Origin of the sequence: Burkholderia sp. Ac-20345 (assembly GCF_017104825.1) — a bacterium.
GTDB lineage: Bacteria > Pseudomonadota > Gammaproteobacteria > Burkholderiales > Burkholderiaceae > Burkholderia > Burkholderia lata_B.
This window is the reverse complement of the sequence record NZ_JAAGPO010000195.1, coordinates 1-19,105: the sequence shown is the minus strand read 5'-3', so window position 1 is coordinate 19,105 and position 19,105 is coordinate 1. Positions and strand designations below refer to the sequence as shown.

Genomic DNA, 19,105 nt, shown 5'->3' with positions numbered 1-19,105 from the left:
AAGTGCGACGACTATTTTTTTTATCAAGAAGCACACGGCATGTGAGAGGGAAGCAGGTGGCTGGATTTCAGACGTGTGCTCTTCCGATCTTCGCATCGTCTCGCGCGGGTCGTCGCGGCCGGGCGCGACATGGCCGCGCTCGATGCGCTGGCCGGCGAGACCGCGTGCGAGACGATGCGACTCGATGTCGGCGGCGACGAGCATGCGATCGACGCGGCACTCGCCGCGCACGATGCGTTCGACGGCCTCGTGAATTGCGCGGGGATCGCGTCGCTCGAATCGGCGCTTGAGGTGAGCGCCGCGCATTTCGATCGCGTGATGGCCATCAATGCGCGCGGCGCGGCGCTCGTCGCACGGGCCGTCGCACGGAAGATGATCGCGCGCGACGGCCGTGGCGCCGCGCAGGCGCGGGGCAGCATCGTCAACGTATCGAGCCAGGCCGCGCTCGTCGGGTTGCCCGCGCATCTGAGCTATTGCGCGTCGAAGGCGGCGATGGACGCGATCACGCGCGTACTGTGCATCGAACTCGGGCCGCACGGCATTCGTGTGAACAGTGTGAACCCGACCGTGACGCTCACGCCGATGGCGCAGTTCGCGTGGAGCGAACCGGAAAAGCGTGCGCCGATGCTGGCCGCGATTCCTCTCGGGCGATTTGCGGAGCCGGACGAGGTCGTCGAACCGATCCTGTTCCTGCTGAGCGATGCGGCGTCGATGGTCAACGGTGTGTCGCTGCCGGTCGACGGCGGGTATACGGCGCGCTAGGCAGCGTCATGCGGCGACGGCGCACGGTGGGAACCCGAGGCGCAGCCGCCCTGTTGCTAGACCGGGTCCTTGCTTGGCGGTCCGTCCGGTTGCTGCGGATTGTCGTGATGATGGCCGGGCGACGGCGGCGATAACGGATCGTCTTCCGGGTCGCGGTTCGGGTCGGCCGGTGGCTCGGGCGTCGGGGTCGTGTGATCGGTCATGGAGAACTCGCGCAGTGCGTGACGGCGGTGGCGCGGCGGGGGCGCCTCGTCTCCGTTATAGCCAATCGGGCGTGCGTTTGCAGCGGGATTGTGGCGGCGGGTGGCCTGTCGTCGGCGCAATTCGTGCACGGGCGGTTTGCGGGCAGGCACCTGTTGCGCGCGGAGCGGGCCATGCACTGCACCGTGCGCGTTGCGCGATCGCGGTCAGCGCAGATCCGCCGGTGTATCGACGTCGCGCACGATGCCGGGATCGTCGACGTCGAGCAGCCTGACTGGTGCGCTGGCGAACAGCGCGCGGGCGCCGGTGTCGCCGTCGAGCGCGGCGAGCGCATCGAAGTGGTGCGCGGCGAACCCGACCGGGTGGCCGCGCACGCCGCGATGCGCGGGCGCGACGATCGATGCGTCGTCGGTGTCGAGTGCGCGCGTGACGGTTTCGTAGGTGGACGCCGCGATCCACGGCATGTCGCCGAGCGCGACGAGCCAGCCGTTCGCGTCGGGTGTCGCGCGCACACCGGCCGCGAGGCTCGCGCCCATCCCGCGTACGGTGTCGGGCGCATAGACGACGTGGCAGCCGGCTTCGTTCAGCAGCATCGCGAGTTTTTCGGCGCCGGGACGCACGACGGCGATCACGTCGGACGTGACCGCCGCGAGATGGCGGGCGGCCGCGACCGCAACCGGCGTGCCGTCGGGAAGCCGCGCGAGCAGCTTGCTTTGCTGGCCGCTCGGGTCGAAGCGTTGACCGAGGCCGCCGGCGAGCAGGACGCCGGTGGCGAATGACGCATAGGACATCGGCGCGGGGGAGAGTGATGCAGGTGCCGCGATTGTGCGGGAGCGGGCAGGGATCGACAAGTGAGGATGTTACCGAGGTGGGTGCGTTTCGTCGGAAAGAATGTCAGCGCACGGCTTCGTCGAGCATGTTTTCCTCGACGGGGCCGTAGATCGCGTGCGATTGGTCGTGCATCACGGCCCAATAGCGGTCGCCGAACGACCAATGCCACCATTCCGACGGGTAATTCGTGAGGCCGGCGCCCGACAGCGCGGCGATCAGCACCTGGCGGTTGCGGGCCACGAGCCGGCTGGCTGCGGGAAGCTCCGTCGCACAAGGTCGGCCGCTCGTGGTTGATCTGGTCAGATGAATCGCCAATATGCCAGAGTCGGGGGAAGGATGTGTCGCGGTTTTCGCTGGGGTGGCGTGAGTGCCTTATCTTTGCGTCTCGATGTGCGTGCCTGCGTGGACGCCTTCGTCTTGGGTGTCGCGTTGCGGCGCTTCCCAATCGCTTTCCTCGATTGGATCGACGGGATTGTCGTAGCCCATGACCGAGCCGCGCAGTACGTCCAGCGGCTGGATTTCGTTCCGTTGACTACGCATCCGCCCACTTCCTCAACAGGTTGTGATAAATCCCCGTCAATGAAATGACCATCGGATCCTTCGCGCCTTTCTCCGCCGAAAGCGCCTGAATCTGCGTATCGAGCTGGAACAGCAGCGTACGATCGCCGTCGTCGCGCACCATGCTCTGGATCCAGAAGAACGATGCGACGCGCTCGCCGCGCGTCACGGGCGTGACGTGATGCAGGCTCGACGCCGGATACAGCACGAGGTCGCCCGCCGGCAGCTTCGCGCGATGCGTGCCATACGTATCCTCGACACACAGCTCGCCGCCGTCGTACGCATCGGGTTCTTCGAGAAACAGCGTTGCCGACAGATCGCTGCGCACGCGGAAATCCGTGCCGCGCAGCAACCGGATCGCGTTGTCGACGTGCGTGCCGAACGTCTCGCCGCCTTCGTAGCGATTGAACAGCGGCGGAAACACCTTGAGCGGCAGCGCCGCCGAAAAGAACAGCGGATGGCGCGCCAGTGCGTCCTGGATCGCGTCGCCCACCGCGCGTGCGGCCGGCGCGCCTTCCTGCAATTGCCGGTTGCGTTTCGCGAGCGCCGACTGCGTGCCGGACGTCGCATTGCCGTCGACCCATTCGGCCGTATCGAGCAGCTCGCGGCATTGCGCAACCTGCGCTTTCGTCAGTACGCCGGGGATATGAAGCATCATGATGCGGATTCCATGCAGTGCGGCTGCGGCTGCGGCTGTGGTTGCAACTGCATCGCCGCCGCACGAAACGCGTCGAGCGGCGACGACGCGAGATACGCGCGCATCTTCGCGACGAACGCGGGGGTAGCGGTGGCCGGCACGCGCGCGAGCCACGAGAGCGCTTCGTCGATGCGCCCACGCTCGGCGAGCAGACGTGCAAGGTTGAACTGGCCGCGGAAGTCGCCGGCAACGGCGGCGCGGCGATAGTGGTCGAATGCGGCGTCGGGGTCGACCGGTACGACCCAGCCATCCTCGTAGAAGCCGCCGATCAGGTTGATCGATTTCGCATGGCCGAGCGCGGCTGCGCGTTGGAACCAGTCGAGTGCATCGGCGCGATTCTCGTCGACGCCGTTGCCGAGCGCGAGCGCCGTCGCGTAGTTGTACATGCCCCAGTCGAGCCCCGCCTGCGCGGCGAGCCGGTACCAGTACACGGCGACCGGCGCGCATGCGGCCGTGCCCCAGCCGAATTCGTAGCAGCGGCCGAGCATGTTCATCGCCATCGCGTGGCCGGCCCGCGCCGCGTGCCGGAACCAGTTGAACGCGGCCGCCGGATCGCGAGCGACGCCATGCCCGTCGAGCAGGTATTGCCCGTAGACGGCCTGCGCATCGACGATGCCGTTGTCGGCCGCCGCCGCGACCCACGCGGCGGCGCGCTCGGGCGGCCCGGCCAGGATGTCGGCGAACTCGCGCGGCGAAACCGACGCGAGCGCCTTCAGCGACACGGCCTCCATCGATCAGTAGCGCGCGTTCAGCGTGACGAACGCCGAGCGGCCCGGTGCGATCGACGCGTAGTGCGCCGGGTACGCCTGGTCGAAGTAGGTGCGGTTGAACAGGTTGTTCACGTTCAGCTGCAGGTCGAGCTTCTTGTTGATGCGGTACTGGGCCATTGCATCGAAGCGCCAGTACGACGGCACGGCGCGCAGGTTCGCGGGATCGCCGAAGACTTCCGACATGTAGAACGCGCCGCCGCCGACCGTGAATTTCGGCGTGACGTCGTAGTTCGACCACATCGTGAAGCTGTGCTTCGGCGTGTTCGGGAAGCGGTTGCCGTTGTTCGCGCTGTCCTTGCCGTTGTCGCGCAGTTCGCTCTTCAAGTACGTATAACCGCCGAACACCTGCCACTGCTTCGTGATCTGGCCCGCGACGCCGAGCTCGAGACCCTGCACGCGCTTGTTGCCGACCATCGCGTACTGGTTGTTCGGCAGCGTCACGCGCGCGTTCGTCGTATCGATCTGGAACAGCGCGGCGGTCAGCGCGAGCTTGTCGTTCAGCACGTTCCACTTCGTGCCGAGCTCGATGCTGCGGTTCTTCTCAGGCGACAGCTGATCCGCGTTCGAGCCGACACCGCCGCGGCCCGGCGTGAGCGACTGCGTTTCGCTGCCTTCGCCGAGCATCATGCCGGCCGGCGTCGACGACGTCGCGTACGACGCATAGATGCTGCCGTTCTGCGCGGGCTTGAATACGAGGCCGGCCTGCCAGTTCACGAGCGTGTCGTCGCGCGTGGTGGTCTTGCCGCCGTTGGCCTTGGTGTCGGTGAAGCGGGTCGAGTAGTCGTCGACGCGCACGCCGGCATTGACCTGCCAGCGCGGCGTGATTTCGATCGTGTCGAAGCCGTAGATCGACTTCGTCGTGGTGCGCGCATGGGCGTAGTCGTTGTTGCGCGTGATCGATCCGGCCCATGGATCGTTCGGGTTCGGCGACCAGAGGCTCGTGCAGTTGTAGCCCGATGCGGCGCCGATGCCTTTCTGGCAGATCTTGCCGGTGTCGGTTGCGACCGTGTACGAATCGCGCTTGCCCCATTCGCGCGACAGCTCGATGCCGGTCGTGAAGCTGTGCTTGAACGGGCCGGTGCGGAATTCGCCGAACAGCTCGGTCTGGTTCGCGAGACTGTTGATCGAGCTGTTGCGGTTGTTGTTGCGGCGCCAGACCTTGCCGTTCACCACGTTGCCCTGGCTGTCGTCCGGCTGGGTCCAGATGTAGTCCTGCGTCGATTCCGTGTAACGCGTGGTGTTGCGGATCGTCAGCGACGACGTGATGTCGTGTTCGATCTTGATCGTGCTGATGTCGGATGTGGTCTTGCGGAAATCGCGGTCGATCAGGCCGTAGAAGTTGTGGCGATCGACGGGCGCCGGATAGATCGTGCCGACGTTCGCGGGCTTGTTCGACGTCGTGTAGAAGTACGGGATGCCGCCGTCGGGCATGTCGTCCGTCGACAGGTGGTAATAGCTCGCGGTCACGCGCGTCGGCGTGCCGAGGCCGAACGCGATCGACGGCGCGACGCCCCAGCGCTCGTTGTTGACCGCGTCGCGGCCGGCGACGTCGTTGTTGTGGCTCATCAGGTTCAGGCGGAACGCGGCGTGATCGGCGAACTGCCAGTTGCCGTCGGCCGTGAAGCGGCGATAGCGGTCGGTGCCGACGCCCGCGCTCGCGGCGGCGGTGGTGCCGAGGTGCGGGGCCTTCGTGATCAGGTTGATGCTGCCGCCCGCGCCGCCGCGGCCGCCGTACGCGCCGTCGGAACCCTTGGTGATCTCGATGCGCTCGGTGTTGAAGATTTCGCGGGTCGTGGCGCCCGTGTCGCGCATGCCGTCGACGAACATGCTGCCCTGCGTGTCGTAGCCGCGGATGAACGGACGATCGCCGAGCGGGTTGCCGCCTTCGCCGGCGCCGAACGTGATGCCGGGCACGGTGCGCAGTGCCTCGGTCAGCGTCGACGCTCCGCTGTTCTGGATCAGTTCCTGCGGGATCACGGTGACGGATTTCGGCGTGTCGACGAGCGGCGCGGTGAATTTCGCGGAAGCGGAGAAGTCGGCCTTGTAGCTGTGCTCGGCCTTGCCCTGGACCTCGATCGGCGCGAGATGGCCTTCGGTGCTGGCCGGGGCGGGCGGCGGCGTGCCGTCCGCCGCGAACGCGGGGCTCGCGGCGAGCACGCTGCACAGGGTGGTGAATTTGCCGAGCTTCAGCTCGTCGGGACGTGACTTCATGGTGCGCTTCGACCTCGCGGTGTGGCCCCGGGGCGGTGCGCTGCGGAAATGTGCATGCCGCCGGGAATTATTACGATTTGTTTTCAGGCGGCATTCTATGTAATTTCATGTTAAATGAGAAGCGTTCTTGTTCTTGTTTGTTGGGAAATTGTTGACGAATGTGACGGGGTAGTTGAGGGGCTTGCGGGACGGGGTTGATGGCCGAAAGGCCAGGTGTGACGGGCATGTCGGGCGGGTTAGAGTGGTGCCGTTGCGGATCACCCGCCATGACATCAAGGTGCTAAGATGACAGCATTGAAAGCAAATGTGGTGAGGTGCATCATGCCCGTGATTACCGTTCGAAATCTGCCCGACGAAGTGCACCGTGCGCTTCGGATTCGTGCGGCCCAGCATGGGCGCAGCACCGAAGCCGAGGTGCGCGACATCCTCGAGCAGGCCGTTCTGCCGGGTGGGCGGCTCAAGCTGGGGACGCTGCTGGCAGAAATCGGACGGGAGGCGGGCGGCGTCGATTTCGACGTTCAACGCGACAAGACGCCAACCGACCCGCTGAGCTTCGAATGATCCTTGTCGATACGAACGTGATGTCCGAGCCGCTGCGGCGCGAGCCGAGCGCGGCCGTGATCGAGTGGCTCGATGCCCAGAACGTCGAAACGCTGTTTCTTGCTGCGATCAGCCTCGCCGAAATGCGCTTCGGCGTGGCGGCGTTACCGGAAGGGCGCAGGCGTGACTGGCTTCACCAAAGCATCGAGCAGCGCGTGGTGCCGCTGTTTCGCGGCCGGATCCTGCCGTTCGACGATGCGGCGAGCAAAGCGTATGCGGGCATTCGAGCGCGTGCGCGTGCGTCAGGCAGCGCGATCGCGCCCGCCGATGTCTTTATCGCCGCGACGGCCGAGGCGAACGGGTTGATCATTGCGACGCGCGACGTCGCGCCATTCAAGGCGGTCGGCTTGCGGGTGATCGATCCGTGGGCGTCCTAGGCGCCGATTGCTCACTTGTTCATCGCGCGAAAAAATAAAGCGCGCCGGGTTGTCCGGCGCGCTGTTCGCTGAACGTAGGGGCGCCTGACTAGTGCGCCCCCCCGCTGTTCCCTCTCAATCGACCCCGTGAAACACCGCATCCTCCGGCCCGAGATACGCCGGCGGGCGCCACGTCGCGTCGCGCATCGAATGCTGGACGAGATTCTCGACGCCGAGCAGTACCGCGAAGATCGCCATCCGCACCGGAATGCCGTTGTCGGTCTGGCGGAAGATCGCGAGGCGCGGGTCGCGGTTCAGGTCGACCGACAGGTCGTTCGCGCCGGGCCGGCTGTCGCGCGGCAGCGGGTGCATGATCAGCGTGTCCGGTTTGCACACCGTATCGACGAGCGCCTGGTTGATCTGGAAGTCCGGCGTGTAACCTTCGAACGACTCGTCGGTGAAGCGCTCCTTCTGGATCCGCGTCGCATAGACGACGTCCGCGCCGCGCAGGCCGGCCGCGAGGTCGGTCGTCTGCTCGATCACATGGCCGTTCGTCGCGATCTGGTCGACGATGTGGGCCGGCATCTCGAGCGTCGGCGGCGACACGAGCGTGAACTTGAGCCCGCGGTACAGCGCGAGCAGCTTGACGAGCGAGTGCACGGTGCGGCCGTACTTGAGGTCGCCGACCAGCGCGATGTGCGCACCGTCGACGATCTTGCCGAGCCGCGAGAACTCGCGCTGAATCGTATAGAGATCGAGCAGCGCCTGGCTCGGGTGCTCGCCGGGGCCGTCGCCGCCGTTGATCACGGGCAGGTTGGTCGCGCGCGCGAACTCGGCCACCGAGCCTTTCTCCGGATGGCGGATCACGAGCGCGTCGACGTAGCCGGCCATCACGCGGCTCGTGTCGTAGATCGATTCGCCCTTGGCCATCGACGAGAACGTGAAGCCCGTCGTGTCGCACACCGAGCCGCCGAGCCGGCAGAAGGCCGCGCCGAACGACACGCGCGTACGCGTGCTGGCCTCGAAGAACAGGTTGCCGAGCACCGCGCCTTCCAGCACGCGCGAAATCTTGTGGCGTCGCGCGATCGGCTGCATCACGTCGGCCACGCGGAACAACGCTTCGACCGATTCCCGCGAGAACTGGTCGACCGACAGCAGTTGCGGCTTGCCTTCGAAAAAGAACTGCTTGGCGAGCCCCTGATTCTCTACGCTTTGCGTATAGACGCCACCTTCCGGTACCGAGCGCTCGACGATTTCCGACACGAAGCGCTCGACGATCTCGGGCATCCCGCGCGATTCCTGCGAGTCGTCGGGCAGCAGCCAGGTGTCCAGCGCGCGCCGGCTGACGCCGATGCGATTGGCGAACGCTTCGCGGGTCATGTTGAGGCGGCGCATGGCGTCGCGGAGGAAGGCTTGCTGGGGAACGGTCATCGGCGGCTCCTGACGAAAAATATACGCGGTGCGTATATTAGTTCCTGGCGCGTTGAAGTCAAGGAAAATCTGCGCGAACCGGCTGTGTGGCCCGTGTGACATGCGGCGGGTTCGTACTGGCGCGCGGCGGCTGTCTCCGTATAATCAGGTCAGGCCCCGTGCCCTGCATCTTGCCGGGCGCCACGCCGCATACGATTCGCCCGTCGGGCTTGTTGATTCGAAGGAGAATGAGAATGACGCGTACGATTGCTGCAATGCTGCTGGTGGTGACCGCCGCGCTCGCCGGTTGCAACACGGTCGCCGGCATGGGGCAGGACATTTCGAAGGGCGGCCAGGCGATCAGCGATACGGCTGAAAAGGCGAAGTAAGCCGACCGGTTCCGGAATGCAGAAGGCGCCGGGCCGTCCCGCGATTGCGGGGCGGCCCGGCGCCTTTTTTTGCGGCCGGCGTCTGAAGCCAGTAGTGTCAGGCGTGCTCGACGAACGCGTAACGGCCTTCGACCTTGCGCGGCGTGAACCAGCCGTAGTCGGGGAACACGCGGTTGCGGACGAACCACACGTAGCCCACCAGCAGGACCGTGATCGCGAGGCTCGGCAGCGCGGTCGACGGATCGCGTCCGAGCTCGGCGATGGTCTTCGGCACCTGTAACAGCGACAGCACGATGAACGCGTGATACGCGCCGACACGATTGGTCGCAAAGCCCCAGATGAACAGCAGCGACAGCGGCACCGTCAACGCGAGGAACACCAGCACGAGGCCGTTGCCGGCGCCTGTTGCGAAGAAGTAGTACGCGAGCACGAGGCTGATCGCGAGCTGGGCGATGCCGAGCGCGACCAGGATCCGGATGTGCAGCTTGTTCTTGCGGCAGCGTTCGGGATCGGGGCGCGACGCGATCAGGTGCGCGAGCACGCGATCCTTGAGTCCCTGTCCGGACAGTTCGGCCAGCGCGTCGGCCTTTCTCGTTCCCGCGGACAGCAGCACCGCGATTCTTGTTTTGGCTTCCTTCCTGTTCATTGCGTGGCGGATTGTTGTTCGATGGTTGTCAAAGGTCCCGGCCACGCGAATATTGCATCTTGCGGGGTGGTGCGCAACGGTTTTGCGGCGCGCGGACACATTCCTACAGTTGCCGGCCGCGTGGCGGGAATGCGGGGATCGACAGGCCAGGCGGCGGGGCGGAGCCGCCGCCGTTTTCGCAACGTGGCGATGAGCGCGAATCAGTCGGCGGCGGTCTGCGCGGCGGGCGCGGGGCTGGCCGGCCGACCCGGATTCGCCGGGTGCGCATCGCGTGCTTCGGCTGGCGGTTCGCGCCGCCGCGTCGCGCCGACGACCATGCCGGCGACGACCAACGCGATGCCCGCGACCCGCGTGCCGCTGAGCGTTTCGCCGAACAGCGCGACCGCGAACAGCACGGCCGAGACCGGCGCGACCGCCGTGAACAGCGCGGCCTCGGTGCCGCTCGTGCGCGCCGAACCCGCATACCAGCAGAGGTAGCCGAGCACGGTCGGCACCAGCGCGTAGTAGGCGATCGCCGACACGGCGCCGACGGTCCAGCCGGTTGCTACCGCGTGCAATTCGAACGCGGCCGGCACGAGTGCGAGCACGAAGCCGAGGCCCGACATCGCGGTGGAAAGCGCCAGCGGCGGCAACGGTGCGGCCAGCCGCCGGTTGAGCAGGATGAATACGGCTTCGCATGCGACGGCGGCCAGCACCAGCGCATCGCCGGCAAGCGTGCGGAGCGACGGCAGCGCCTGGCCGGGCGCGAACGTGACGAACAGCACGCCGGCCGTTGCGAGCGCGGCGGCCACCCAGTCGCGCGGCGTCTGCCGCTCGCGCAGCACGACGGCCGCGATCAGCGTCGACATCGCGGGCAGCGTGCCGAGCATCACGCCGGCATCGAGTGGCGACGACAGTTTCGTGCCGCTGATCAGCAGCACCGTATAACCGACACCGCCAGCCGCCGCCTGGATGACGAGCAGCACGGCATCACGCGGGGAGATGCGCGGCCAGCGCATGCGCTGCGCGCGCATCAGCGCGAACAGCAGCGGTGTCGCGATCAGGAAGCGCAGCGCCGTGGCCGCGAACGGCGGCAGGCCGCCCGCCGCGAGACGGCTCGCGATGACGGTGCTGCCGACGCCCGCCATCGCGGCGGCGAGATAGAGATAGCCAATCAGTCGTGTCTTCATGCGCCGCATCGTCGCGTATGGTGGCCGTGGGCGTCTTGAACGAAATTGCAGCGTGCGCGGGGGTGTCGTGTGCGGCGTGCGGGACTCGGCATGCTTGCGTCAACGAGGGGGCGGGCGACAGTCACCTGCTGTCGATGTGGCCGCTGCCTTCGAGGTCGGCGTGCCTGGCGGTGCGTCTCGCGGGAGGGCGGCGGCGTCAAACGGCCTGTGTGAACCGCCCCGGTGTGATCCCGAACTGGCGCGCGAACGCGCGCGTCAGGTGGCTCTGATCGGCAAAGCCGGCTTCGGCCGCGGCATCGGCGATCGGCAGGCCGCCGGCCAGCAGCACGCGCGCCAACCGCGCACGCGATTGGATCAGGTACGCGTGCGGTGTGATGCCGAGTTCGCGGGCAAACCCGCGCAGCAGCTGGAAGCGGCTGACGCCGCTCAAGTCGGCCAGTTCGGCGAGCGAAACGGGGGCGGCCGGCGCCGCGTCGAGCCGTTCCCGGGCGATACGGATTGCCGGTGCGACGCCCGCAGGCGACAGTGTGCGATTCGCGTGCCGGGCGAGCAGCCCGGCGACGAGCATCACGAGCGCCTCGTCGCGGGCGAGCGGCTGGGATTCACTCGCGACGATGCGTGCATGCAGCCGGCCGACGGCGGCCGTGAGCCGCGCGTCGCGCACCGCCGGGTGCGCCAGTTCGACGCCGCCGAGACCTTCTTCCGCCGCGACGCCCGCGACCAGCGCGGGCGCGAGGTACAGCATCCGCCAGCGCCGGCCCGTGCCGGCTTCGATCGGCGAGCCGTCGTGCATCTCGCCCGGGTTGACCATGATTGCGTCGCCGGCCAGCGCGTCAACCTGCCCGCGGCCGCTCCACGACCGGTGCGCGCCGCTGACGATCACACCGACCCCGAATTCGTCGTGCGCGTGGCGCGGAAACGCGCGGTCGGATTCGAGGCTGATTGCCTCGATGCCTTCGCCGGTCCGTCGGTAATGGGTGACGCGATGCATGTGCGCTCCTCGCGCCGGTCGCGGCGCGGATTTCGTGCACTTTAGCGCGTTCCGGCATCGCGCGCCCTTCATCCTTTTGGCCGATACCGCGCGGCGCGCGCAGCCCGCACCATGTGCACATGAGCAGCGTACACGGCCCGCCGGGCCTGAAGCTGCGCGGGAGACGGCAGGTGGAACGACAGGATCCGGTATTCATTCAGGTTGGCGCGCTCGCGGACGGCTTCGCGCCGGAAGCAAACATCCTCGCATCCGTCGACGCGCTCGCCGGGCGGACACTTGCGCTCGGCGACGCATCGGGCGCGTGGCGCGTCTATACGTTCGAGCCCGGCGCGCTGCAGTGGCGCGACGCGGCAACCGACACGGGCGGCCGCGAGCCGTGCCGCGTGACGCGGTTGCGCGACGGGCTGTACTTCGTCGATTACATCGATTCGGCCGCCCGTGCGACGTCGGTCAGTCTCGTGATCGATCTCGACAACGGCGTCTGGACATCGGTGGTCGGCACGCTGCCGACCGAAGCCGACACGCGCATCGACGCGTTCACGCGGGTTGCGCGCGGGCTGCCGCTGACGGGCGTCGAGGCCGAGTTCCGGCACGGCACGCTCGGCGGCCACACGCAGCCGGGGCTGCTGCACGGGCCCACGCGCGAGCTGATCGGCAAGCGGACGATGTACCGCTACAGCCCGACCGAATGCTACGAGCACATCTACCTGAACGAGAACTTCTACGCGTGGCAGTGCCTGCAGGGTGTCGAAGGCGGGCTGGCCGACGTCGACCGTTGCCATTACTTCAGGATTGCAGACGAGCTGTATCTGTTCGTGTGGCGTGAGAAGGTGGTGCCGACGCTCGGCGTCGTGCTGATCGACCTCGCGCAGCGCAAGACCGACGGCAAGATCTTCGGCTATCAGGGCGGGGATTTCGGCACGCTGTCGAACTTCCCGATCGGCGCTCATGCGCAGGTGCTGAACGACACCGAGCATCCGCTCGACGGCGAGGCGCAGCGATGAATGCCGTGCCGGGCAGCGGCCGCCTGCGTGCGGATTTCAGCGGGCGCGTCGTGCTCGTCACGGGCGCCGCGCAGGGGATCGGCGCGGCGATCGCGCGCCGTTTCGCGGAATCCGACGCGTTCGTCGCGCTGGCCGATCTGAACGGCGAGGCCGCCGCCGCGCAGGCCGACGCGCTCGCGAGCACGGGGGGCGAGGCGCGCGCCTATCGGGTGGACGCCGCCAGCCGTGACGACCTGTTCGCGCTGGTCGCGGCGGTCGAGCGCGACGGCGGCCGGCTCGATGTCGTCGTCCACAATGCCGCGTACTTTCCGCTGACACCGTTCACACAGATCGACGAGCCGACGCTCGATCGGACGCTGTCGGTCAACCTGTCGGCGCTGTTCTGGCTCGCGCAGGCCGCGTTGCCGGCATTCGAACGCGCGGGAGCGGGGCGGTTGCTCGTCACGTCGTCGGTGACGGGACCGCGTGTCGTGTATCCGGGGCTCGCGCATTACGCGGCGTCGAAGGCCGGCGTGAACGGCTTCATTCGCGCGGCGGCGCTGGAACTCGCGCGCCGTAACGTGACGGTCAACGGTGTCGAGCCGGGCATGATCCGCACGCCGGCGGCCGGCAATCTCGGCGACGCATCGGTCGCGGCGCAGATTGCGCGCGACATTCCGCTCGCGCGGATGGGCGAGCCGGAAGATATCGCGAACGCGATGCTGTTTCTCGCGTCGGCCGATGCCGCGTACATCACGGGGCAGACGATCGTCGTCGATGGCGGTGCGACGCTGCCCGAGAGCGGGGCGGTGCTTGGGGGCGAGTGAAGGGGAACCGGGTAACGGCAGGCGGAACAGGGCGGTCCCGGCCGCCTGCTGCGAGCTCGCGCGGCTGGGTCGGCGGGTTCCGTCGGGGGCAACTGCGCAGGCGTCAGTCCGGCGTCCCGTCATGGTCACCGAGCGGTCTGGCGGGCCAGTCCACCCAGCGGTCCGCGCGGGTCAGCTCATACGCCTCGTTCATCGGGTAGCGAATGCGGTTGTCGTCGCGCGGACGTTCACCGATCACCATCAGCCGGACGTCGTCCTCCGTGTTGTTGATGAAGGTGTGGCAGATGCCGGTGCCCGCCGGGAACGCGACGGAATCGCCTTCTGCAACGGGGTAAAGCACGCCGTCGATCCAGACATCGGGCTTGCCTTCGAGCACGTACACGAATTCCTGCTCGGTGCTTTCGGCATGCGGATAGGACGTCCGACGGCCCGGCAGAAGCCTCACGTGATGAATGCCGATACGCGTGATGCCGAGCACGGCGGAAAGCGGTGCATCCAGCGCCATCGGCTCGGTGTCGCCGCGATAGCAGTGCGCTTCCGGCTCTTCGAGCTCGGTCCAGTGCTTGATGAAATCGGGGCGGGTCATCGGTTGCGCTCCTGTCGGGTGGATGTCGATGGTAGCGGTTCAAGCGCCGGCGTCAGCGGTGACTCGCGCCCCATCCCGGCGAATGGACCTCGCCCGATAACTTACCAGCGAATGCAGAAGGACGATTGCTCGTCGAATATCTCGAGCGGCCATGGCGGCGAAGCCGGCTGGCGTGATCTTGATCGCCGGCCATGCGGGACGTCAGGTGCCGGTCGGCGAGATTCACGGCGGCCCGGATGTCGCGGATCGCGCGATCGACGATATCCACGGAAATCAGCAGCTAACCTCTTCTTGCGTTGCGCAAAAAACATCTGCGACGCGGCGCGCGCGTGCCGGCCGCCGCGTATCGCCGCGACTACAGCCAGCCGTTGCGGATGAACTCGACGATCGAATAGCGGCGGTGCTCGAGATCGTGCTGCCGGACGGCGTCGACGATGCGCGATACACCGTCCGCGTATGGCGTCGCGCCCACCACGCGCGATTCGAACTGCAGGCTGCATGCACCGTCGTCGATGCGTATCCGGTGAATCGCGTGGCGGTCGAGCTGATCGTCGGCAACCGCGAATTCGCTGCGCTGCACGTCCGGGTCGCGCACGGAGCGGATGTCCTCCGGTCGCACGCCGAGAGACTGGCCGATCCCGACGGCCGTGCCGGGGACGGATGTCTTGCCGGCCTGGTGCGACTCGGTCAGGCTGATCCGGCAGTCATGAAACAGGTGACCGCTGGTTTCCAGCATGCTCATGAACTTGAGCATCAGGATGTTCGTGTTCGGGCACAGCACGATCGGGAAAGCATGCGAGCCGGTTTCGAGTTCGGAGCCGGTGGACAGCTCGACGAGCGGCGATGCGGTGGCCTCGCAGAACGCGATGACGTCGGGGAGTTCGCGGCCGGAACCGGCATGCACGACGATCGTTCGGGCGTCGCTACGCTGCGCATCGTCGCGCGCGTTGTCCGACCAGGGGATCACGCGACAGGTTGCCGGATCGAGCCGGTGCGCGTCGAGCAGCTCGCTGGCCAGCTTGCCGGTTCCTACGACGAGTACTTGCATGGAATTGACGGGTTGAAGTTCAGAATTCGGGACGGGGATGGCGCGGGCCATCGGGTGGGTCGGCACGGTCGCGGCGGGCGGCGCCGGACCGGCCTCGCGCATTATGCCCGGCCGCTCGCGTGCGTGCTCGCCGCGCCTCGCAGCCGGCGGCCCGGTGCGTCAGCTTGCCGACACCGTCGGCAGCCATGCATTTGCCGCATTCTGCGTTGCGAGTTGCTTCGCGATCGAGCGCGCGAGGCGGTCCGTATCGGACGCCACCGTGTCGTGCTTCACTTCCGATACGCCATGCAGTCCGGCGCCAACCGCTGCCGACGTCGCGAGGCGGCCGGCCGCCGCGCCGACCCCGGCGGTTTCCACCATGCCGGGCAGGTGGCCGCTGTTCGCGCTGGACGAGAACGTGCCGAGCGGCTGCGGCGCACCATGCGCCGGCTGGAACAGCACGGTGACCGATGCCTTCACTTCGCTCTTGCCCGCGCCGAGCCCGATCAGCGTGCGGCGGCGGCGGTTGCCGGCGTCGATCGACTCGAACCGGCCTTCGACGACCAGCGCGTCGCGTCCGTCGGGCACCGGGCCGCGCAGCGCGGGGATGCCTTGTGACCGGAGTTCGCGCACGAGTGCGTCGGCGAGCTGCTCGCGGGTTTTCAGCGCGCTCTGCTGGCGCTGCGTGTCGGCGGAAGAGCCGCTTGCGAGGGTCGCGAGTTTGCTGATCATCCCGCCGTCGACCTTGACGTCGGTCGTGTCCACGTCGAACGCGGACACATAGACGACGTCCGCGCGAACCTGCGTCTGCGTGCGGGCTGCCGGCGCCGCGGTCATGGCCGTGGTCGCGGTCGATGCGCAGCCGGTCATCGCGAGTGTGCCGGCGATCAGCGCGACACTGGTCAGACGTTTGGCGTGGGCAGCAAGTGCGGGAAGGGAAGAAAACATGTCGATCTCCGTGGCCTGGATGAAGTTGCCGATACTGTCGCGGCATTCAGGAACGCGAACGATCGGAAGCGGGGCGTGATCGCTGGCTAGGGAGAGGTTTCATGCCGTTGCGCAACACGCAGGCGCAAGTATGCGGAGGTCGGGCGTGCTGCGCCACGCAGGAATTATGTCGGCGCATGTCATGCGCGGCTGAGCGAGGATACGCACGGCAGGCAGGCTGTCATGCAGAAGGGCAGAAGGGCAGAAGGGCAGAAGGGCAGAAGGGCAGAAGGGCAGAAGGGCAGAAGGGCAGACGGGAAGACGGGAAGACGGGAAGAGTCGCGAACACGCGAACCGTCAGACAGTAAGGCAGGCAAACATGCCGTCAGGCAAACTGCCCGACAGCCCGACAGCCCGACAGCCCGACAGCCCGACAGCCCGACAGCCCAACAGCCCGTCAGCCCGTCAGCCCGTCAGCGACCGCCGCACCGCCCCCGACGAATCGAGCGGCAACGCGACGACGGCCTCCAGCCCGCCGCCATCGCGGTCGCGGAACGTCAGCGAGCCGCCGTGCAGGCGGGCGATCCGCTCGACGATCGCGAGGCCGAGGCCAGTACCGCCCGCATGACTGCGCGCGTTCGCCCCCCGGCTGAACGGCGCCTTGAGCCGTTCGAGTTCGGCCGCGCCGATCCCGTTGCCGCGATCGCTGACCACCGCGTACGCGATGCCGCGTTCGGTCCACGTGCGCACGCCGAGCCCCGTCCGGCCGTAGACGACCGCGTTTTGCATCAGGTTCATCAGCAGCCGCATCAGGCTGATCGGACGGAATGCGAACGCGGGCACCTCGCCTTCATCGAAGTCGAATTCGTGGCCGAGCCCCGCGAAATCCGCGACGAGCTGCCCGATCAGCGCGTTCAGGTCGCCGGTTTGCGGCGTTTCGCGCTCGCCGCTGCCCGCGTAGTCCATGAATTGCTGCAGGATCGTATCGATCTGATCGAGGTAATGCTCGGTCGACGTGGTGAGCGCGTCGTGCGTGCCGCGCGGCAGCGCCATCGCGATCGCCAGGCGCAGCTTGGTGAGCGGCGTGCGGATGTCGTGCGACACGCCGGCCAGCATCAGCGAGCGGGTCGCTTCCGCCTGTTGCAGCGCGTCGGCCATCTGGTTGAACGCGCGGCTCACGTCGGCGATTTCGGTCGGGCCGTCGGTGGGCAGCGGCGGCGGGCGCTCGCCCGCGCTGACGCGCTGCGCCGCGCGCGCCAGTGCGTCGAGCGGCCGGTTCAGGTGGAGCTGGATCAGGTAGCCGGTCAGCGCCGCGAGCAGTGCCAGCCCGACCGACAGCACGAGCGCCGTCGTGATGCCGCTCGCCTGTGCGTCGGCGGCCATCGGCAGCGGCACCCAGACAGGCGAGCCGGCCGCATGCAGGCGGATCCACAGGCGCTCGTCGTCGCCTGATTGCCAGCGCGCCGGAAGGTCCGGCGGCAGATGGCGTTCGAGCGCCTGCACGAATACGTCGCGTTGCCAGGTGCGGAAGAAGGCCGCCAAGGTCGGTGCATGCGGCGACACGGCGGGTGGCGGCGCGGCCTGGCCGCCAAACTGCGCGATGACCGCGCGGCTCGCATCGGGCGGCATGCCGGCCAGCGTACGGTCGAGCAATTGCACGTAGTCGGAAAAGATGATCGAGGCCCGCTCGATGCGCGGGCGCTGCACGTAGTGCAGCAGCACGGTGAGCGAACAGGCGAGCGACAGCGCGACGAGCGCCACCAGCAGCGCGATGTTGCGCGCGAGCAGCGAGCGCGGCAGCGGGATGCGCATCACGGTTCGATGCCGGCCACCAGCATGTAGCCGATGCCCCAGACGGTCTTGATGAAGCGCGGCTTGCCGGGATCGTCCTCGACGATCTGGCGCAGCCGCAGGATCTGCACGTCGACGCTGCGGTCGAGTGCGGCGTGGTCGCGTCCGCGTGCGCGGGCGAGCAGGTTCTCGCGGCTCACCGCGCGGTTCGGCGACGAGCCGAGCGCGTGCAACAGCAGCATCTGCGCCGAATGGATTTCGACCGGCGTGCCGTCGCGCATCAGCGTCTGCTGGCCGACGTCGAACGTGAATGCACCGAAACGCAACTGTTGCGACGTGACCGTCGGTTCGCCGGCCGCCATCTTCTGCCGTCGCAGCAGCGCGCGGACGCGGGCCACGAGTTCGTCGGGGAGAAACGGCTTCGCCAGGTAGTCGTCGGCGCCCGTCTCGAGGCCGACGACCTTGTCCGCGGCGTCGCCTTTCGCGGTGAGCATCAGGATCGGCAGCGTCTGGCCTTCGGCGCGCAGGCGACGGCACACGCTCAGGCCGTCCTCGGGCTCCATCATCAGGTCGAGCACCAGCAGGTCGTACGGTTCGCGCTGCAGCAGGCGGTCGAGCCGCTTGCCGTCGGCGACCGCGCGGACCTGGAAGCCGTGGCCGGTCAGGAAGCGCTGCAGCATGTTGCGCAACTCGGCTTCATCGTCGAGCACGACGATCCTGCAGGACTGTTCCATCGCTTGCCTCCCGGTGCGTGCGCGGCCGGATTCTCGTGCGGGTTCAACGGGCCGCCATGCGCTGGCGCATGAAACCGGCGAGCTGCTCGAGCGTGACGTAGCCGTTGTGCTGCGTATCGATTTCGTCGAAATGCTGCGCGACCATCGGCATGCCCGCGGCGGCCTGCTCGCGGGTGAGCTTGCCGTCGTGCGTCGTGTTCGCGCTGGCGAAGCGGGTCTGCAACTGCATCAGCGCACGTTCGACGCGTGCACCGCCGTTCGCCGCGCCGGGCGGCACCTGCTGGGCCGACGCTGCTGCTGAGACGATACACAAAACGACGACGGCAATCATCTTCTTGATGGACTTCATGGGGTTTCTCCTTGCGTGGCCAGCGGTCTGCGCCGGCCGGGTGGTTGATGAAACGGATGGAAAACGAAACTGGGCGAAACGAAGCGGCGCCGGGTCATGCCCAGTGCGCGGGCACCCGCACGCGGCCGGCCCAGTGGGCGGGCACCCAGATGACGGCGCGCGGCGGGTGAGCGACATACACGGCGCGCGGGGCGACGTACACGGAGCGCGGCAGCGGCGGCGCGAGGTACAGGACCTTCGGCGGCGGCGGAGCGACGTAGACGACGCGCGGCGCGGGCGTGACGACGACA

General features: G+C 67.7%; 22 protein-coding genes and 2 pseudogenes. 6 read left to right on the top strand and 18 right to left on the bottom strand.

What is annotated here, in order from left to right; genetic code table 11:
- Nucleotides 1-102 precede the first annotated feature (102 nt).
- Nucleotides 103-762: pseudogene (locus G3O06_RS39120) on the top strand (SDR family oxidoreductase); the annotation flags it as partial.
- Between the two features lie 56 nt (nt 763-818).
- Here G3O06_RS39120 and G3O06_RS39115 read toward each other — a convergent pair.
- From G3O06_RS39115 to G3O06_RS39085, 7 genes are all read right to left on the bottom strand, one after another.
- On the bottom strand, nt 819-965 hold the full coding sequence (locus G3O06_RS39115; protein WP_166896045.1) for a hypothetical protein: 147 nt from the start codon (nt 963-965) through the stop codon (nt 819-821).
- Nucleotides 966-1,169: 204 nt separating this feature from the next.
- Nucleotides 1,170-1,754, bottom strand: a complete 585-nt coding sequence (locus G3O06_RS39110; RefSeq protein WP_174970332.1) for a nucleotidyltransferase family protein — start codon at nt 1,752-1,754, stop codon at nt 1,170-1,172.
- Between the two features lie 103 nt (nt 1,755-1,857).
- Nucleotides 1,858-2,034 (bottom strand): M15 family metallopeptidase, encoded by a 177-nt coding sequence (locus G3O06_RS39105; RefSeq protein WP_346779583.1) that lies wholly within the window; start codon nt 2,032-2,034, stop codon nt 1,858-1,860.
- A 132-nt stretch (nt 2,035-2,166) separates the two neighbouring features.
- The gene (locus G3O06_RS39100; protein WP_205819303.1) at nt 2,167-2,334 is read right to left on the bottom strand and encodes a hypothetical protein; all 168 of its coding nucleotides are present in this window, start codon (nt 2,332-2,334) and stop codon (nt 2,167-2,169) included.
- Nucleotides 2,327-3,010, bottom strand: coding sequence for a Fe2+-dependent dioxygenase (locus G3O06_RS39095; protein ID WP_205819301.1), 684 nt, complete (start codon nt 3,008-3,010; stop codon nt 2,327-2,329). Before G3O06_RS39095 ends, G3O06_RS39100 begins: the two co-directional genes overlap by 8 nt.
- Nucleotides 3,007-3,780 (bottom strand): tetratricopeptide repeat protein, encoded by a 774-nt coding sequence (locus G3O06_RS39090; protein WP_205819300.1) that lies wholly within the window; start codon nt 3,778-3,780, stop codon nt 3,007-3,009. The genes G3O06_RS39095 and G3O06_RS39090 overlap by 4 nt, the downstream gene beginning before the upstream one ends.
- Nucleotides 3,781-3,783: 3 nt before the next feature.
- On the bottom strand, nt 3,784-6,030 hold the full coding sequence (locus G3O06_RS39085; RefSeq protein ID WP_205819299.1) for a TonB-dependent siderophore receptor: 2,247 nt from the start codon (nt 6,028-6,030) through the stop codon (nt 3,784-3,786).
- A gap of 321 nt (nt 6,031-6,351) precedes the next feature.
- Between G3O06_RS39085 and G3O06_RS39080 the strand changes: the two genes are divergently transcribed.
- Nucleotides 6,352-6,591, top strand: a complete 240-nt coding sequence (locus G3O06_RS39080) for an Arc family DNA-binding protein (RefSeq protein ID WP_174914983.1) — start codon at nt 6,352-6,354, stop codon at nt 6,589-6,591.
- Nucleotides 6,588-7,007 (top strand): type II toxin-antitoxin system VapC family toxin, encoded by a 420-nt coding sequence (locus G3O06_RS39075; protein WP_174955742.1) that lies wholly within the window; start codon nt 6,588-6,590, stop codon nt 7,005-7,007. The genes G3O06_RS39080 and G3O06_RS39075 overlap by 4 nt, the downstream gene beginning before the upstream one ends.
- A gap of 114 nt (nt 7,008-7,121) precedes the next feature.
- On the opposite strand, the gene G3O06_RS39070 is transcribed toward G3O06_RS39075, so the two are convergent.
- Nucleotides 7,122-8,417: an aspartate carbamoyltransferase gene (locus G3O06_RS39070; RefSeq protein ID WP_205819298.1), complete on the bottom strand. Its 1,296-nt coding sequence runs from the start codon at nt 8,415-8,417 to the stop codon at nt 7,122-7,124.
- Between the two features lie 233 nt (nt 8,418-8,650).
- Here G3O06_RS39070 and G3O06_RS39065 point away from each other — a divergent pair, with 233 nt between their 5' ends.
- Nucleotides 8,651-8,785 carry an entericidin A/B family lipoprotein gene (locus tag G3O06_RS39065; protein ID WP_009688930.1) on the top strand — a complete coding sequence of 45 codons (135 nt, stop codon included), beginning with the start codon at nt 8,651-8,653 and terminating at the stop codon, nt 8,783-8,785.
- Nucleotides 8,786-8,882: 97 nt separating this feature from the next.
- Here G3O06_RS39065 and G3O06_RS39060 read toward each other — a convergent pair whose 3' ends face one another.
- From G3O06_RS39060 to G3O06_RS39050, 3 genes are all read right to left on the bottom strand, one after another.
- Entirely contained in the window at nt 8,883-9,431 is a 549-nt protein-coding gene (locus G3O06_RS39060) for a permease (protein ID WP_174970336.1), read from the bottom strand.
- 200 nt (nt 9,432-9,631) lie between these two features.
- On the bottom strand, nt 9,632-10,600 hold the full coding sequence (locus G3O06_RS39055; RefSeq protein WP_205819297.1) for a DMT family transporter: 969 nt from the start codon (nt 10,598-10,600) through the stop codon (nt 9,632-9,634).
- Between the two features lie 196 nt (nt 10,601-10,796).
- Nucleotides 10,797-11,591: an AraC family transcriptional regulator gene (locus G3O06_RS39050; protein WP_205819296.1), complete on the bottom strand. Its 795-nt coding sequence runs from the start codon at nt 11,589-11,591 to the stop codon at nt 10,797-10,799.
- Between the two features lie 170 nt (nt 11,592-11,761).
- Here G3O06_RS39050 and G3O06_RS39045 point away from each other — a divergent pair, with 170 nt between their 5' ends.
- Nucleotides 11,762-12,595: a molybdenum cofactor biosynthesis F family protein gene (locus G3O06_RS39045; protein WP_205819302.1), complete on the top strand. Its 834-nt coding sequence runs from the start codon at nt 11,762-11,764 to the stop codon at nt 12,593-12,595.
- Nucleotides 12,592-13,401: an SDR family oxidoreductase gene (locus G3O06_RS39040; RefSeq protein ID WP_205819295.1), complete on the top strand. Its 810-nt coding sequence runs from the start codon at nt 12,592-12,594 to the stop codon at nt 13,399-13,401. Before G3O06_RS39045 ends, G3O06_RS39040 begins: the two co-directional genes overlap by 4 nt.
- Nucleotides 13,402-13,504: 103 nt before the next feature.
- Here G3O06_RS39040 and G3O06_RS39035 read toward each other — a convergent pair whose 3' ends face one another.
- The 7 genes and pseudogenes from G3O06_RS39035 to G3O06_RS39005 all read right to left on the bottom strand — a co-directional run.
- A complete protein-coding gene (locus G3O06_RS39035; protein WP_205819294.1) occupies nt 13,505-13,987 on the bottom strand; it encodes a cupin domain-containing protein in 483 nt (160 codons plus the stop codon).
- 355 nt (nt 13,988-14,342) lie between these two features.
- Nucleotides 14,343-15,035: a dihydrodipicolinate reductase gene (locus tag G3O06_RS39030; RefSeq protein ID WP_205819293.1), complete on the bottom strand. Its 693-nt coding sequence runs from the start codon at nt 15,033-15,035 to the stop codon at nt 14,343-14,345.
- Between the two features lie 159 nt (nt 15,036-15,194).
- Nucleotides 15,195-15,962, bottom strand: a complete 768-nt coding sequence (locus tag G3O06_RS39025) for a DUF4410 domain-containing protein (RefSeq protein WP_205819292.1) — start codon at nt 15,960-15,962, stop codon at nt 15,195-15,197.
- Nucleotides 15,963-16,406: 444 nt separating this feature from the next.
- Nucleotides 16,407-17,753, bottom strand: a complete 1,347-nt coding sequence (locus tag G3O06_RS39020) for an ATP-binding protein (protein WP_205819291.1) — start codon at nt 17,751-17,753, stop codon at nt 16,407-16,409.
- The gene (locus G3O06_RS39015; protein WP_174914961.1) at nt 17,753-18,466 is read right to left on the bottom strand and encodes a response regulator; all 714 of its coding nucleotides are present in this window, start codon (nt 18,464-18,466) and stop codon (nt 17,753-17,755) included. The genes G3O06_RS39020 and G3O06_RS39015 overlap by 1 nt, the downstream gene beginning before the upstream one ends.
- Before the next feature lie 43 nt (nt 18,467-18,509).
- A complete protein-coding gene (locus G3O06_RS39010) occupies nt 18,510-18,815 on the bottom strand; it encodes an EF-hand domain-containing protein (protein ID WP_122947597.1) in 306 nt (101 codons plus the stop codon).
- 94 nt (nt 18,816-18,909) lie between these two features.
- Nucleotides 18,910-19,105 (bottom strand): annotated as a pseudogene (locus G3O06_RS39005) (hypothetical protein); the annotation flags it as partial.